Origin of the sequence: Haloferax namakaokahaiae, assembly GCF_042663225.1 — an archaeon.
GTDB lineage: Archaea > Halobacteriota > Halobacteria > Halobacteriales > Haloferacaceae > Haloferax > Haloferax namakaokahaiae.
The window spans coordinates 1,662,888-1,677,935 of sequence record NZ_JBHTAA010000005.1 but is presented as its reverse complement, the minus strand read 5'-3'; the positions used below and the strand labels follow the sequence as shown (position 1 = coordinate 1,677,935).

The 15,048-nt window shown below is 64.0% G+C and carries 13 protein-coding genes; 4 read left to right on the top strand and 9 right to left on the bottom strand.

Annotated features, from left to right (window positions below):
* Positions 1 to 36: 36 nt before the first annotated feature.
* Together ACFQJC_RS16455 and ligA are read left to right on the top strand one after the other, a co-directional pair.
* A complete protein-coding gene (locus ACFQJC_RS16455; RefSeq protein WP_390225396.1) occupies positions 37 to 255 on the top strand; it encodes a DUF6199 family natural product biosynthesis protein in 219 nt (72 codons plus the stop codon).
* A 39-nt stretch (positions 256 to 294) separates the two neighbouring features.
* Positions 295 to 2,439, top strand: coding sequence for an NAD-dependent DNA ligase LigA (gene ligA, locus ACFQJC_RS16450; protein ID WP_390225394.1), 2,145 nt, complete (start codon positions 295 to 297; stop codon positions 2,437 to 2,439).
* A 50-nt stretch (positions 2,440 to 2,489) separates the two neighbouring features.
* On the opposite strand, the gene ACFQJC_RS16445 is transcribed toward ligA, so the two are convergent.
* The 4 genes from ACFQJC_RS16445 to ACFQJC_RS16430 form a co-directional block, all read right to left on the bottom strand.
* On the bottom strand, positions 2,490 to 3,413 hold the full coding sequence (locus ACFQJC_RS16445; RefSeq protein ID WP_390225392.1) for an ABC transporter permease: 924 nt from the start codon (positions 3,411 to 3,413) through the stop codon (positions 2,490 to 2,492).
* Positions 3,410 to 4,375, bottom strand: a complete 966-nt coding sequence (locus ACFQJC_RS16440; protein ID WP_390225390.1) for an ABC transporter ATP-binding protein — start codon at positions 4,373 to 4,375, stop codon at positions 3,410 to 3,412. Before ACFQJC_RS16440 ends, ACFQJC_RS16445 begins: the two co-directional genes overlap by 4 nt.
* 116 nt (positions 4,376 to 4,491) lie before the next feature.
* Entirely contained in the window at positions 4,492 to 4,758 is a 267-nt protein-coding gene (locus ACFQJC_RS16435; protein WP_390225388.1) for a DUF7967 family protein, read from the bottom strand.
* A 161-nt stretch (positions 4,759 to 4,919) separates the two neighbouring features.
* Entirely contained in the window at positions 4,920 to 6,434 is a 1,515-nt protein-coding gene (locus tag ACFQJC_RS16430; RefSeq protein WP_390225386.1) for a methyl-accepting chemotaxis protein, read from the bottom strand.
* Positions 6,435 to 6,563: 129 nt separating this feature from the next.
* On the opposite strand from ACFQJC_RS16430, the gene ACFQJC_RS16425 reads away from it, so the two are divergent.
* A complete protein-coding gene (locus ACFQJC_RS16425; RefSeq protein WP_390225384.1) occupies positions 6,564 to 8,303 on the top strand; it encodes an excinuclease ABC subunit C in 1,740 nt (579 codons plus the stop codon).
* A gap of 5 nt (positions 8,304 to 8,308) precedes the next feature.
* Here the strand turns inward: ACFQJC_RS16425 and ACFQJC_RS16420 are convergent, their stop codons facing one another.
* Positions 8,309 to 8,677 carry a hypothetical protein gene (locus ACFQJC_RS16420; RefSeq protein WP_390225382.1) on the bottom strand — a complete coding sequence of 123 codons (369 nt, stop codon included), beginning with the start codon at positions 8,675 to 8,677 and terminating at the stop codon, positions 8,309 to 8,311.
* Between the two features lie 88 nt (positions 8,678 to 8,765).
* Positions 8,766 to 9,680 (bottom strand): malate dehydrogenase, encoded by a 915-nt coding sequence (gene mdh / locus ACFQJC_RS16415; RefSeq protein WP_390225380.1) that lies wholly within the window; start codon positions 9,678 to 9,680, stop codon positions 8,766 to 8,768.
* A 177-nt stretch (positions 9,681 to 9,857) separates the two neighbouring features.
* Here mdh and ACFQJC_RS16410 point away from each other — a divergent pair, with 177 nt between their 5' ends.
* Positions 9,858 to 10,451, top strand: coding sequence for an Sjogren's syndrome/scleroderma autoantigen 1 family protein (locus ACFQJC_RS16410; RefSeq protein ID WP_390225378.1), 594 nt, complete (start codon positions 9,858 to 9,860; stop codon positions 10,449 to 10,451).
* A gap of 120 nt (positions 10,452 to 10,571) precedes the next feature.
* On the opposite strand, the gene ACFQJC_RS16405 is transcribed toward ACFQJC_RS16410, so the two are convergent.
* The 3 genes from ACFQJC_RS16405 to ACFQJC_RS16395 all read right to left on the bottom strand — a co-directional run bounded on the left by ACFQJC_RS16405 (position 10,572) and on the right by ACFQJC_RS16395 (position 15,023).
* On the bottom strand, positions 10,572 to 10,814 hold the full coding sequence (locus ACFQJC_RS16405) for a hypothetical protein (protein ID WP_390225376.1): 243 nt from the start codon (positions 10,812 to 10,814) through the stop codon (positions 10,572 to 10,574).
* Between the two features lie 150 nt (positions 10,815 to 10,964).
* Positions 10,965 to 13,544, bottom strand: a complete 2,580-nt coding sequence (locus tag ACFQJC_RS16400; protein WP_390225374.1) for a DEAD/DEAH box helicase — start codon at positions 13,542 to 13,544, stop codon at positions 10,965 to 10,967.
* 459 nt (positions 13,545 to 14,003) lie between these two features.
* The gene (locus ACFQJC_RS16395) at positions 14,004 to 15,023 is read right to left on the bottom strand and encodes an OapC/ArvC family zinc-ribbon domain-containing protein (RefSeq protein ID WP_417377309.1); all 1,020 of its coding nucleotides are present in this window, start codon (positions 15,021 to 15,023) and stop codon (positions 14,004 to 14,006) included.
* Positions 15,024 to 15,048: the final 25 nt, after the last annotated feature.

The following is a 15,048-nucleotide window of genomic DNA, read 5'->3' as shown; positions in this document are numbered from 1 at the left end:
CCGAACACTCATGTCGAACCGTCGAATCGTTCGAGTATGGCAACGGACCTGTGGCTCGTCGGCGTCATGTTTCTGGCCTTCGGCCTCCCCGGCGCGGTGTTTCCGTGCCGAGTGACGAAACTCGGCGAGCAAATCGACGCGTTCGGGAGCAAAACGCCGCGTGACGAAGTCGAACCCGCCGAGTGGAACGTCACGCTCACCCGGTTCGGCGGCATCTTCGCCACCGCCCTCGGCGTGGCCTATCTGTTCGCCTAACGAGCAACTTTACCCATCGCCCGTTCGACACAACGCATTATGAGCGACGCCGACGCCGGGTCCGATTCGAACCCCTACCTTCGAGCGCCACCGACCGAGTTCGACCCCATCGACTCGCTGTCTCGGGACGAGGGAGCGAAACAGGCCGAACTCCTCCGCGAAGCCATCCGCGAGCACGACTACCGCTACTACGTCGATGCCGACCCGCTCGTCTCGGATGCCGCCTACGACGCCCTCTTCGGGCGATTGCAGGACCTCGAAGACGCCTTCGACCTCGATACGACCGGGAGTCCGACGAGTCGCGTCGGCGGGACACCACTCGACGAACTCGAAACGGTCGAACACGTCGCGCCGATGCTCTCTATCGACCAGAGCACGGAGGCCGAGGAGTTGCGGGAGTTCGACGAACGCGTCCGCCGGACGGTCGGCGAGGTGGCCTACGTCTGCGAACCGAAGTTCGACGGCCTGTCGCTCGAAGTCGTCTACGAAGACGGGGAGTTCGTCCACGCCGCGACCCGCGGCGACGGCCAGCGCGGCGACGACGTGAGCGCGCAGGTGAAGACGATTCCGGCCGTCCCGCTCCGACTTCGCGGGGACTACCCAGAGACGCTCGCCGTCCGCGGCGAGGTGTACATGCCGAAACCCGCCTTCGCCGACCTGAACCGCGAGCGCGTCGAAGCGGGCGACGAACCCTTCGCCAACCCGCGCAACGCCGCCGCCGGAACGCTTCGCAACCTCGACCCCTCGGTCGTCGCCTCACGGCCGCTCTCTATCTTCTTCTACGATATTCTCGACGCCAGCGAGATGCCCGATACGCAGTGGGAATCGCTGGACGACCTTCGAGACTGGGGCCTGCGCGTCGCCGACCGAATCGAACGCGTCGAAGACGTCGAGGGCGCAATCGACTACCGCAATCGGATGCAGGCCGCGCGCGACGACCTCGATTACGAAATCGACGGGACGGTCATCAAAGTCGATTCCCGCGAGGCGCGCGAGCGGTTGGGCGAGAAGAGTCGCTCCGTCCGGTGGGCGTTCGCCTACAAGTTCCCCGCCAGACAGGAGGTGACGATACTCCGCGATATCGTCGTACAGGTCGGTCGAACCGGCCGACTCACGCCCGTCGCGCTGTTGGACCCCGTGGACGTCGGCGGCGTCACCGTCTCGCGGGCGACGCTCCACAACCCGGACGAAATCGAGTCACTGGGCGTCGCCATCGGCGATACGGTCCGAATCAAGCGCGCCGGCGACGTGATTCCGCAGGTCGTCGAGGTGGTCGAAGCCGGCGAGCAACATTCGTCGGCCCGCCGGACGGAGTCCGACGAAGACGCCGGCGGGAGCTACGAATTCCCCGACGAATGCCCCGTCTGCGGGAGCGTCGTGGACCGCGACGGCCCGCTGGCGTTCTGTTCCGGCGGTCTCTCGTGTCCCGCCCAGCGCGAAGCCTCGATTGGCCACTTCGCCATCAAGAGCGCGATGGACATCGACGGACTCGGCGGCGAGCGCGTCTCGCAGTTGGTCGAAGAGGGCCTCGTGGAGTCGGTCGCCGACCTCTACGACCTGACGGTCGAGGACCTCGAAGCGCTCGACGGGTGGGGCGAGACGAGCGCCCGGAACCTCGTGGAGTCGGTCGCCGAGTCGAAGCGGCCGACGCTCGACTCCTTTCTCGTCGGTCTCGGGATTCCCGAAGTCGGCGAGGCGACCGCCCGCGGGTTGGCTCGGGAGTTCGGGTCGATAGACGCCTTCCCGCTCGGTTCGGACACAGACGAAGCCGAGTTCGACGCGTTCGAAGCCCAATTGCAGACAGTAGACGACGTGGGCGAGACCGTCGCCCACCACATCCGCGACTTCTTCGAGAACGAGGACAACCGCGCCGTCGTTCGCGCGCTCTTGGACCGAGGCGTCGAACCCGAACCCGTCGAATCCGGCGGCGACGAACTCGACGGACTCACCTTCGTCGTCACGGGGACGCTCTCGGTCCCCCGAAGCGACGTCACGGAACTCGTCGAGCGCCACGGCGGGTCCGTCACGGGGTCGGTCTCGGGCAACACCGACTACCTCGTCGTCGGCGAGAATCCGGGGCAATCGAAGCGCGACGACGCCGACGAGCGCGACGTTCCGGTGCGAGACGAATCGGCGTTCGCGGAGTTGTTGGCCGAGCGCGGTATCGACTACCCGCCGGCGTGAGTCGGAGGCCGAGACGGCGCGAACGTCGGTGAAAACAGTCGGAGGCGACCTCAGAGGTCGCTTTTCTCGAAGGAGCGGTAGCCGAGGAGCGGCGGGACGATAATCCACGCGAGGAGGATAGCGAGGATGAATCCGCCGCTGAAGTAGAACGGGAGCGACTCCGAGAAGATTGGCTGGAGGACCAGTTGCTCGCCGAGGCTGGCTTTGAACAGGCGCGCCGCCTCCGCAGAGCCGTAGAGTTCGGCGATGAGCGTCTCGTAGGCGCGAAGCGGGTTCAGATACTTGATGAACAGCCGCATCTGGACGATTTGCGGCGCGCTGAGCGACTCCATACCGAGTTCCGTAATCACCCAGTTGAGGAGGCGCGGAACGCCCGTTGCGACCGACGCCCAGAGCACGGAGAAGATGAAGTAGATGCCAATCGTGCCGAAGAGGGCCTGTCGCTGGGACTCCGAGGTCGCCGAGAGCCAGATGCCGATAGAGACGAACGACGCGGTGAGGAGACCGGAGAGTGCGACCTGTCCGAGGTAGGAGGTGAACAGAATCTGCGTCCCCGTCGCGGCCATTGCGAAGAACGCGACGATGAATCCGACGAGCACCGAAATCGAGACGACGAGCGTCCGGCCGAGGAACTTGCCGAAGACCACGTCGCGGCGGGAGTTCGGCAGCGACAACAGGAGCTTCAGCGTCCCCGATTCGCGCTCGTCGATGAGCGCGCCGTGGGCCGTCACGAGCGCGATGAGCGCGAGGACGAACCCGAGCATCCCGGCATAGGAGAAGCTAAACAGCCCCTGAAGCGTCGAGGTCAGCCCGAAGAGGGACTCGGAGTTCGCGCCCGCACCCTTGAGCAGCACGCCGAAGAACAGCGCGGTCGAACCGCCGATGAGGAGGGCGAAAAAGACCGTCAGTCCGGCGAGCCACCGCGAGCGAATCGCATCGCGGAAGTCCTTGCGGGCGACCGATTCGAGCGTCATGCGGTCACCTCCGTGGGTTCGGCCTCGGTGTAGGCGAGGAAGATGTCCTCCAGCGAGGCGGCGTCGGTCTCGAAGTCGGAGACGGTCGCACCGGACTCCTCGATTGCGGTGATGACGCGCGTCTTCGCGTCGTCGGTACAGGAGACGACGAGCGTGTCGCCATCGGCCGTCGCCGAGGAGACGCCCTCGACCGCTTCGACCACGCCGAGTTCGACGTCGCCCACGACGTCGATTCGCAGGACCGCTTCGCCCTGCATCTGTTCGCGGAGCCCGTCGATGGTGTCTTCGGCGATGAGCGCGCCGTTTCGGAGGATTCCGACGCGGTCACACACGGCTTCGACCTGTCCGAGCACGTGGCTGGAGAAGAACACCGTCGCACCGCGTGCTGCCTCTTCGCGGACGATATCGCGCATCTCTTTCGCTCCCGCGGGGTCGAGTCCCGAGGAAGGCTCGTCGAGGATGAGCAGGTCGGGGTTGCCGACGAGCGCCATGCCGAGGGCGAGGCGCTGGGCCATCCCCTTCGAGTAGCCACCGGCGCGGCGGTCGGCGTCCTCCTGCGAGAGACCGACGCGTCCGAGAATCTCGTCGGGGTCGTCGTCCGCCTCCTTCGACTCGATGGCGAATTCGAGGTGTTCGCGCCCGGTGAGTCGGTCGTACACGTCGTAGCCCTCCGGGAGGACGCCCGTCCGCTTGCGGACCTCGACGCTCTCGCTTTGGGCGTCGAACCCGAGGACGCGAACGGACCCGCTGGTCGGGCGCACGAAGTCGAGCAGCATGTTGATGGTCGTGGATTTTCCGGCACCGTTGGGACCAAGGAAGCCAAACACTTCACCGTCCTCGACGGTGAAAGAGAGGCTATCGACGGCAGTCACGACGTCGGACGGAGAGCGGCGGAGGGTGTCTACCAACCCCTCGTGCTCTTCGAACCGTTTCGTCACACCGTCCAGTTCGATGGCGGCCATGGCCGTGGGTGTGTCGCCCTGTCATAAAGGGTTTTAGGTGCGAAAATCAGCCACGATAACAAACAGGTTCCGCGACCGAGCGTCTCGGCCTCCGAGACGCGAGTATTCGGCGAAGTTCAGATTTCTTCGTCGGGGTCGTGTGTCTCGGCCATCTTGGTCGCTTCGCTGGCGTACTGTTCTTGGAGGTCCTCGGAGACGGGCGAGAGGTCGTCTTTCGAGACGTCGATGGCGGCCGTCGTGGACATGCGACGCTGGTGCATCACGGCGGCGGCGAGTTCTTTCTGGAGTGCGTACTCGCCGTCGGTGGTCGCATACACGAGTACGATGAGGTCGCGGTCGTCGATGGAGCGTTCGACCAACCAACAGCGAACAGTGTCGTCCATGGCCCCCGATTCGGTGGCGACTCCCTTACGCGTGCCGCATCACACAACCGCGCCGTGAGGAGGGAAAAGAGAACGGCAGAAGTGGGAGAGAGAACGGCAGAAGTGGGAGAGAGAACAGCAGAAGAGCGGAGAGAGAACAGCAGAACCGCGAGATGGAGGGATTACGAGTGGTTGCCGGTGAGTTCTTCGACTTCGCGGGCGAGCGACGACAGTGCTTGGGTACTCTCGTCGCTGGCGGTGACGATGCGTTCGACCGAACTCTCGGTCTCTGCGGTGTGGTCGTGCACGTCTTCGATGGTCGCGGTGAGTTCCTCGACGGCCTCGGCCTGCTCGTCGGTGGCGCGGGAGACTTCCGCGACCCCGTCGGCGGCGGTGTCGATGGAGGTGGCAATTTCCTCGAACGCTTCGAGCATCTCGGTGATGCGCTCGTCGGCGTGTTCGATACGGTCGTTCGACTCGGTCGCCGCGTTGACAGCGTCGTCCGTGCGTGCCTGAATCGTCTCGATTTGCTCGGTGATGTCTTCGGTGTGCTGGCGCGTCTCGTCGGCGAGCGACTTGACTTCCTCTGCGACGACGGCGAATCCGTCGCCGTCTTGGCCCGCGCGAGCGGCCTCGATGTTCGCGTTGAGCGCGAGCAGATTGGTCTGTTCTGCAACGTCGGAGATGACTTCGACCACGTCTTCGATGTCGTCCATCCGCTGGCCGAGGTCGGTCACGCGGTCCACGAGTTCGTCGCCCATCTTGACGACTGCCGCCGTAGCCTCGCGCGCTTCGGTGTTCGCTTCGCGCCCGTTGGCGGTCGCATCGCGTGCCTCGCCGGCAGCGCCATCGACTTCGTCGGCGGTGGCCGCGACTTCCTCCATCGTCGCGCTGAACTGTTGCATCTGGGTCGCACCCTCGTCGAGGAGGTCACGCTGTGCTTCGACGTTCTCCGCAATCGCGTCGGCGGCGTTGGCCGCGCGGGTGACCGCCTGCGTCGCCGTCTGCGTCTCGTCTTCGACGTTCGACGCGAGGTCGGCGAGTTTGCGGGACATCTCGTTGACCGAATCGACGACGATGAGGAGTTTCTGGTCGGTCAGGTCGCCCTCGTCGAGCATGACTTTCGAGTCGAGGTTGCCGCGGGTCAACTCCGTGAGCGTTGTCTGGACTTCGTTGACGAACAGGTCCACCTCGCGGTTGCGTTCGACCTCTTCGGTTCGGTCGCGGACGGTCTGGAGGACGCCGACGAGTTCCTCGCCTTCGTACAGCGGCATCGCCGTGTGGCGGAGGTGACGCGATTCGCCGCGGGCGTCGGTGTACGTCTCGTTGGCGGCATACAGCGTGCGGGCCGCATCGTCGAGTTCGACGTCGCCGTGCTGGTCTGCGTCTTGCGGGTTCTCCAATACGATTCCCGAGAGCACGTCGTGTGCGTTATCGCCGTAGAATACCTCGCTGAGGTCCGTACGGCCCAGTGCGACTGCTGCGTCGGTCCCCGTGAGCGACTCGATACCCTGGTTCCACGCGGCGATTCGCCCCTGCGTGTCGAGGACGAGTGCCGGCAGGCCGACGCCGTCGAGTAACACTTCGTCCTCGACGTTGAGGTCGGGTGCGTCTGCCATGGCCACGGCCCCACCATCGGTGAGCGGGATTCCACGACCCGTCAGTGAACGGAGACGATTGAGGATGCGACGTATCATTTGCGCCAATTTTTCACAGACCAATATGAGTAACTTTCGCGGCAGTTATCATCCGCGATAACCAGTTAGACGGGGTGTGACGCACGAGACGCGTCACCCTCAAGCCGTTCGCGTGGCAAGAACTCCCAGATGGACGCAGACGCGGTCCGAACGCGGGCAGGTGAGTTACCCACTGACCCGGGCGTATACCAGTTCATCGCCGGGGAGACGGTCCTCTACGTCGGGAAAGCCGTCGATATCCGCGCTCGCGTGCGGTCCTACGCGGACCCGCGTTCCCACCGAATCGCTCGGATGGTCGGCCACGCCGAGCGCATCGACTTCGCCGTCACCGACACCGAGACGCAGGCGCTCCTCCTCGAAGCAAACCTCGTCAAGCGGCACCAACCGCGGTACAACGTCCGACTGAAAGACGACAAGTCCTATCCACTCGTCCAGTTGACAGCCCACCCCGTTCCCAGAATCGAAGTCACCCGCGACCCCGACGATTCGGCGACGGTCTTCGGTCCCTTCACCGACAAGACGCGCGTCGAAACCGTGGTCAAGGCGCTCCGCGAGACCTACGGACTCCGCGGGTGTTCGGACCACAAGTACGCGAATCGCTCGCGGCCCTGCCTCGACTACGAGATGGGACTGTGTACCGCACCCTGTACCGACGAGATTAGCGAAGCAGACTACGCCGAAGACGTGCAAGCCGTCACCCGATTCTTCGAGGGCGAGACTGGCGTCCTCACCGACCCGCTTCGCCGCGAGATGGAGACCGCATCCCAGCGGGCCGAGTTCGAACGCGCCGCCAACCTCCGTGACCGGCTGGAGGCCGTCGAGTCGTTCCACGGCGCGGGCGAAGAGGCCGTCTCGTCTCACGGTGACGACAGAGCAGTCGATGTGCTCGGCGTCGCCCTCCGCGGCGACTCGGCGACCGTGGCCCGTCTCCACGCCGAACGCGGGCAGTTAGTGGACCGAACCCGGCACCACCTCGACGCGCCCGAAGGCGAGGACCGAACCGCCGCCGTCCTCTCGGCGTTCCTCACGCAGTTCTACGCCGAGCGCGACTTCCCCGACGCCGTCCTCCTCTCCGAACGCCCGGACGACGAGGACGTGGTCGCGTGGCTCGAAGCCGAGGGCGTCCGCGTCCGCGTGCCCGGTACCGGCCGCGAGGCGAAACTCGTCGAACTCGCGCTCAAGAACGCCCGCCGGCGCGCCGGACGCGACGACGGTCTGGCGACCCTCGCCCGCGAGTTGCAACTCGACGTGCGCCGTGTCTCCCGAATCGAGGGCTTCGACGTGAGTCACGCACAGGGACGGTCCGTCGTCGGCAGCGACGTGTGCTTCGTCGATGGCAAATCGGACACCAGCGGCTATCGACGGCGACGACTCCCCGAGCGCAACGACGACTACGCCAACATGCGAGAACTCGTTCGCTGGCGGGCGACGCGGGCGCTCGAAGGTCGAGACGACCGACCGGACCCCGACTTGCTCCTCATCGACGGCGGGAGCGGCCAACTCAACGCCGCGCTCGACGCGCTCGAAGAGACCGGATGGGATGTACCCGCGATTGCGCTGGCGAAAGAAGAAGAACTGGTCATCACGCCCGACCGGACGTTCAACTGGGATTCGAACGCCCCGCACCTACACGTCCTCCAGCGCGTCCGCGACGAGGCCCACCGATTCGCCGTCCAGTACCACCAGACCCTCCGCGACGAGGTGAAGACCGTCCTCGACGACGTGCCCGGCATCGGCCCGAAGACGAGACAGGCACTCCTCACTCGGTTCGGGAGCGTCGAAGGAGTGCGAGACGCTTCGATTTCAGATTTGACGGACGTGCCCGGCATCGGCGAGAAGACGGCCGCGGCGCTGAAACAGCGATTGTGAGAGAGTTAGACCGCTTCTGCGACCCAGTCGAGTGCCGTCTGTTTCGAGTCGGGCGTCTCGACCGGAACCGGTGAATCGCGCGTCTCTGCGCGAATCGCCGCCTGTTTGATCTTCGGGCCGACGAACGCGAACTTCTGAATGCCGTAGGTGGGCACCCGCGAGAGGAGGTCCGAGAGACGCTCGAAGAACCACTTGCTGATTCCCAGCCCGGGGCTGAGGACGAACATCGACGATGAGATGTCCGGTCGCTGGAGGACGGCTTCGAGCGTCTCGAAGAACTCCTGTAAGACGAGTCCGCCCGCCGCGTCGAACTCGGTGAGGTCCCAGATAGCGGCGCTGTTGACGATTTCACACCGGTAGATGTCTGTAGTCACTACACGTTGTACGGCGACTACAATTGTAACGGCGCAACCTACGATATTAGGGCCGGCGTCAAAAAGCGAAAATTGCGTGCCCGAAGGCTTACGCGATTTTGTTGTACTGGTCGTGGAGTTTCTCTGCGGCGTCGTCCATGAGGTCGGACTCGTAGTCGTCGAGGTCCCATTCGACGACCTCTTCGATGCCGTTCGAGCCGAGTTTGACGGGCACGCCGAAGGCGGTGTCTTCGTAGCCGTATTCGCCGTCGAGGACGAGTGAACCGGGGAGCACTTCGCCGGTATCGCGGAGGACGGCCTCGGTCATGTGGGCGACGCCCGTCGCCGGACCCCACTGGGTCGCACCCTTGCGCTCGATGACGTCCATCGCGGACTCCTTGAGGTCGCCGAGAATCTCCTCTTTCTCGTCGGCGGAGAACGCTGGGTCTGCGCCATCGACGCGGACCTTCGAGAACACGGGCACCTGTGCGTCGCCGTGTTCGCCGAGGATGGTCGCTTCGACGTTCTTGACGGGTGCGTCGAAACGCTCGCTCAGGACGTAGCGGAAGCGTGCAGAGTCGAGACGGCCACCGAAGCCGATGACTTTGTGGCGGTCGCGGTCGCCCGCCTCGTAGAGGTGGCGGTTGAGCAGGTCCACGGGGTTCGACGTCGTAATCGAGACGAAGTCGTCGTTGTACTCTGCGAGAGAGGAGCCGATGTCCTCCATGATGGGCGCGTTGTCGCCCGCGAGGTCGATACGGGTCTGGCCCGGCTGCCGCGGGATACCCGCCGTGATGACGACTACGTCGGAGCCAGCGGTGTCCTCGTAGCCGCCCTGAGTGATGACGGTGTTCGAGTCGTAGGCGACACCGTGGTTGGTGTCTGCTGCCTGTCCGACCGTCTTGTCTTCCATCTTCGGGATATCCACGAACACGAGTTCGTCGCAGATGTCACGAAGCGCGATGTTGTATCCAGCCGCGGCGCCGACGGTGCCGGCCGCCCCAATCACGCTAACTTTCGTCATACCACCTCAAAGTCGCCGTGGATTCCGAGTAAACGTTTCGGAACGGACATCGGTACCGTGTCTGTCGATTTTCGGGTACGTCGTGCGTCGAACTTCGAGAGCCTAGTCGCACGCAGTGCGCGGGTTCTTCGAGTCCGCGCCGCTGGATTTTTCGACGTTGCTCGCCACGCACTGGATATGAGCGACTTCGATAAGGAAAAAGAGCGGCAGCGTCTCCGCGAGAAGTACGAGCGCGACGAACAGAAACGCGACTCCACACAGCGCATGAGCGAACTCCTCCTCAAAGGGGCGACGATGACCAACAAACACTGTCCGCAGTGTGGCGACCCGCTCTTTCGCTACAACGGCCAAGAGTTCTGCCCGTCGTGCCAGGCCGAAGGTCAACAGGCGAGCGCGGCCGACGCCGACGCGGCGAGCGCCGCCGAAGAAGTCGCCACGGAGGTCGTCTCCGACGGGAAATCGACCGCACCGCGGCCAGTCGAACGCAGCGAACACGCCGAGAGCGAGACGCCGGCCCAGACGGCGGAGGGTTCAGCGTCGGCACCGCCACAGCAAGGACGTACTCAGCAACCGGGTCAGCAGTCGGGCCAACAACCGACCCAGCGCCAGCGAACCGGCGATGCGAGCCTGAGTGCCGCGCGCGAGTCGCTCGTCGAGACGCTGACGTGGGCCGCGAACGAAGCCGCGAAGACCGACGACCCGCACCGCGCGAAAGAGTACCTCGCCGCCGCGCGCGAGGCGGCCAAGGCGCTCGCCGCACTCGACCGATAGGAGAAGTCACTTTATCGCCGCAGAAAATCGAGGTACGCGTATTTTAGTTCCCCGTCAATAGCACTGACGCGTAGAGACGACTTCGGTGACTGTCGTCCCCGAGTGGGTCGAACAGCCGAGTTAGGCGACCGACGCGTGGTTGGCGGTCAGACTGCTTGCCGCGTATTTCTGGTCGCTCGGACGGAAGTGCGGCATGTGGCAGTAGAGCGCGCGCTCGTCCGCTTCTTCTTCTTCGATCTCTGGGTCTTCACTCGCGGCGACGAATATATCTCGGTCGTCCACATCCGCGTCCTCGTGCTGTGGCTCGCCGTAGAACTTCCGCTGCTTGACTGACTCGTCAGCATCCGCGAAATTATTACTCATCTTCGAGTAGTAAATTGTGCGCCACCCACATAATGTTTGTTGCGATACAACAATCGTGAGTGATAGTAAATCGTGAACGACCGATTCGACACGATGTACTGGCAGTTATCGGCAGATGGATAGGAGAGGTAATGAAGGTTTTTCGTGTCGTTACCGATAGTCAGCGCCGATGACTTCTCGGATTCGCTCGGCTGTGACCGCACCGACCCCGCGCACGTCCTGGAGTTCGTCTTCGCTCGCAATCATCACCGCCTCGACGGTGCCGAACGCTTCGAGGAGGTTGCGGGCGGTGACCGGGCCGATGTCGGCGATGGCGGAGACGACGTACTCCTGTTGTTCGGCCAGCGTCTTCGAACTCTTGCCGCCGTGGACGCTCACGGTGCGCTCGCGTTCTGTCTGCTCTCGGAGTGCGATGGTTGCGAGCATCTCGGCGGTGTCGTCCTCGTCTTCGGTGAAGAGGACGCTCACGCCGAAATCGACCGCAATCGAGGAGAGCGCGCCGCGAATCGCGCCGGGGTGGATGTTGCGCTCCTCGTAGAGTCCGCGGCCTTCGACGATGAGTATCGGCCGCGCGTAGTGCCGCGTCAGGTCGGCGATTTGCTCGAAAATCGAACGGTCACCGCCGGTGAGCGTATCGAGGAAGTCGGAGACGCTCTTGCGCTCGACTGCGACGCGGTCCGAGAGGACGTAGTCGCCGACGGCGAGGGTTTCGAGTCGCGTCGTCAGGTCCTCGCGCTTCGAGAGGGTGCGCGCGATGTTGGAGTCGAGTTCGCGCTGGTCTACGACGATTTCGACGCCCTCGTCGGACTGGGCTTTGGCGATAGTGCCGGTGGGTTCGGCCGACTCGGTCTCGCCGTCGTCACCGTCTGGTTCGTCATCGGACTCATCTACGTCCGACGCCTTCACGTCCGACGCCTTCGCGTCCGACTCGCTCTCGTCGGTCGCTTCGTCCACCTCACCGTCCGGTTCCGCGCGCGCGAGTTCCTCGTCGGAGGGGCCGAAGTCGGCGAGACCCGATTGGCCGTTTGTCTCACCAGCCGAAGCGGCCGCGGTCGTCGTCGATTGGGCGGTCGATTCGCCCCCCTCAACCCCCTCGTTTCCGGTGGAACTCTCAGTCGATGCGGTCGAATTCTCACTCGATGCGAACGACGCGAGCGCCTGCTGGGCGCTGTCCAACTCGGCTTCGATGTCGGGTGCCGAGCCTTTGAGTTCGCGGAGTTCCTGTTTCATCGTCTTCTCGCGGCGGCGAGAAATCCAGAAGTAGGCCTCGTCGCGGGTGTCCTCGGCGAGCAGGACGACGACGCGGCCGTCTGCCTGACGGCCGGTTCGGCCCTTGCGCTGGATGGAGCGAATGGCCGTCGGCACGGGTTCGAAAAAGAGCACCAAATCGACTTCCGGCACGTCGAGACCCTCTTCGGCGACAGAGGTGGAGACGAGCACCTCGAACTCGCCAGCTCTGAACTGGTCGAGCGTCTCCTGCTGTTCTTTCTGGGTCATGCCCGAGGAGCCTTCGCGGTCACCTTGCCCGACGAATCGGTGGACAGAGAAGTTCTCCGAGAGGAACTCGACGAGCGCCTCGGCGGTGTCGCGCGACTCGGTGAAGACGATGACTCGCTCGCCGTCGTTGAGTCCGAGCGTCTCGGCGAGGAGGATTCGAGTCCGGCGGAACTTCGGGTGGAGACCGTCGAACGACTCGGCTTTGCGCATGGCTTCGCGGACCTTCGGTTCGGCGACGAGGCGTTGGCTCGCCTTCGACGCGCCCGACGAGCGAGCGGCGTTGCGCTGGCGTTCGAAGTACCGCCGGACCGACTCGACGGATTGGGTCTCGACGAGTTCGACGGCGCGGCGGAGTTTCATCACCTCCGCGTGCGTGGACATTCCCTTGTACCCCTCCGACTTGTCGGCGTTCATGAGACGCTGGAGTTCCGCGCGCATCCGGTTGAGGTTCTTCTGCGAGACGTCGGGTTTCGTGGATTTGGCGACGCCCAACTGCTTGAGTTTCTCCAGTCTGTCTTTGATGACCTCGTTGAGCGCGTCACGAATCTCCAGAATCTCGTCGGGGAGTTGGATGCGCACCCACTCCACGTCGGTGTCGTGAGTGTACTCGGCCACGTCGGCGTCCTCTTCGGTCATGACCTCGACTTCGCTGAGTCCGAGGTTCTCACAGACGTCCAGAATGGCTTCTTCGTCACCGCCGGGCGAGGCGCTCATCCCCGTGACGAGCGGGTGTTTCGCGTCAGCGAGGTAGCGCTCGCCGATGTAGACGTAGGCGTAGTCGCCGCTCGCGCGGTGACACTCGTCGAAGGTGAGGTGCGTCACGTCCGCGAGCGAGATTCGGTTGCCGATGAGGTCGTTCTCGACGACCTGCGGGGTGGCGATGACGATTTGCGCGTCGTTCCAGAGGGCGGCCCGGTCGTCGGGTCGCACGTCGCCGGTGAAGACGACGATATCCTCTTCGGGGATGTCGAGCGCCGTCCGATAGAAGTCCGCGTGCTGCTGGACGAGCGGTTTCGTCGGCGCGAGAAAGAGCGATTTCCCACCGACTTCGTGTAACCGCTCGGCCGTGACCAACAGACTCACCGTCGTCTTGCCGAGACCGGTCGGCAGGCACACGAGCGTGTTCGCCTCGCGGGCGGCCCCCGCGAGTTGAATCTGGTAGAGGCGTCGCTCGATGAACTCTGGGATGAGTAGCGGATGGTCAACGTACGCGGCGTCCTGAGTGGCCACCATCGGTGGCGATTGCGCGTGCTTGCCGATAAGGGTTCGCGTAGTACGGTGAAAGTAGTCCGGTCGGTTACAACGCCACCACGCGCGGCTTACTCGGTGCCGGTGGTGGCTTCGAACTCAGGGTCGTCTGGCGCAGTCGGAAGTGACGACCCAACGAGCGCCGCCCACTCTGCGACCTTCTGATTGTACGGTTTTGACATCTCGTCTCCCCTCGTGTGAATATACTCTCAATTCCCGTATATAACGATTGTGCCAGTCATTACCTACCATGAGAGAGATTACTCGCATCTGAACAAAGACGCATCTCCACTGGAAGCAAGGGGGTTCTGAAGACTGGAAGTGAGGAAGTTCAAGAGGAGCGGTCGCCGTTCGAACAGTGAGTATCGAACGAGGTCCGTCGCCTCTATCGAACGAGGTCCGTCGCCTCTATCGAACGAGGTCCGTCGCCTCTATCGAACGAGGTCAGTCGTCTCTATCGCCCGGCCCCCACGCGTCGGGGACTTCGATGACGTAGCGTCCGTCTTCTTTGAGCGAGATGATGTACTCGTCTCGGTCGTACAACTCCATCAGGTTCAGTTCGTACTGACCCGGGTTGACGATTTTAATGCTCTCGAACTGGTCGTTGAGTTCTTCGCGGAGTTGGTCGAGCGACGGGCGTTCGTCCGACGACGGTTCGATGACCGTTCCGTCTTCCGCCGTCGGACGCGACGACTCTGACGTAGCGTTCTCGCGCGCGGGGTGTGATTCGGGAGTGGGAGCCTCGGAGGGCGTCTGAGACGCCGACGGGGACGGTTCGACGTCCGTCTCTCGATACGCGGCGAGTTCCTCGGGCGAGACGACGTCGCTTCGAGCACTCTTCTGGGAGTTGTCCTCGTCTTCTTCGATTCGTGCTCGAATCGGGCGGTCCGAGTCGGTCTGTGACCGAGACCGTGTCTGTGTTCGGTCGGTCTGTGGCGTCTCCGACTCGTCGTCTTCGCCCGGTTTCGACGGCCACTCGCCCCATTCTCTCGTCTGGTCGGACGACTGGGCGCGACCCGACTCTGCGGCTGACGTGCCGTGGTCGGGTGCGCTGTCCTCAGGTACGGCAGTACCGTCTTCGGATGAGACAGTGCCGTCGGGTGAGTCAGTACCTTCGGGTGAGCCAGCACCCTCTCGGGGCGTGGTCGTGTCGTCCGCTAGCGACGAGTCGGGAGTGGCCGTCGCACCGGTCTGTTCCGGCGTGCGCTGGCTATCGACCCAGTCGCTCACCGTCATGTCCTCGTCGAGTTCGTCGCTCGATTGGTCTGTGGCCTGTGCTGCTCGCTGTCGCACTGCGTCTGCGGCAGATGAGGTCAAGTCGCGCGTTCCGGTGCCGGATGCGTCGCTGGCGGCGCTGCCGTCCGATTCGCCCGCTTGTTTCGTCGTCTTGGGCTGGAATTGGAACTTGTTGCCGCCGCAACCTGGGCACCCCGAGAGCATCTGCTTCGAGCCGTCGGGGAACACCTTACCGCACGTCGTACATTGATGT

Bases quoted from the DNA above. Each gene is read 5' to 3' on its own strand.
- ACFQJC_RS16455 (WP_390225396.1), top strand. From the start codon at position 37: ATGGCAACGGACCTGTGGCTCGTCGGCGTCATGTTTCTGGCCTTCGGC.
- ligA (WP_390225394.1), top strand. From the start codon at position 295: ATGAGCGACGCCGACGCCGGGTCCGATTCGAACCCCTACCTTCGAGCG.
- ACFQJC_RS16445 (WP_390225392.1), bottom strand. From the start codon at position 3,413: ATGACGCTCGAATCGGTCGCCCGCAAGGACTTCCGCGATGCGATTCGC.
- ACFQJC_RS16440 (WP_390225390.1), bottom strand. From the start codon at position 4,375: ATGGCCGCCATCGAACTGGACGGTGTGACGAAACGGTTCGAAGAGCAC.
- ACFQJC_RS16435 (WP_390225388.1), bottom strand. From the start codon at position 4,758: ATGGACGACACTGTTCGCTGTTGGTTGGTCGAACGCTCCATCGACGAC.
- ACFQJC_RS16430 (WP_390225386.1), bottom strand. From the start codon at position 6,434: ATGATACGTCGCATCCTCAATCGTCTCCGTTCACTGACGGGTCGTGGA.
- ACFQJC_RS16425 (WP_390225384.1), top strand. From the start codon at position 6,564: ATGGACGCAGACGCGGTCCGAACGCGGGCAGGTGAGTTACCCACTGAC.
- mdh (WP_390225380.1), bottom strand. From the start codon at position 9,680: ATGACGAAAGTTAGCGTGATTGGGGCGGCCGGCACCGTCGGCGCCGCG.
- ACFQJC_RS16410 (WP_390225378.1), top strand. From the start codon at position 9,858: ATGAGCGACTTCGATAAGGAAAAAGAGCGGCAGCGTCTCCGCGAGAAG.
- ACFQJC_RS16405 (WP_390225376.1), bottom strand. From the start codon at position 10,814: ATGAGTAATAATTTCGCGGATGCTGACGAGTCAGTCAAGCAGCGGAAG.
- ACFQJC_RS16400 (WP_390225374.1), bottom strand. From the start codon at position 13,544: ATGGTGGCCACTCAGGACGCCGCGTACGTTGACCATCCGCTACTCATC.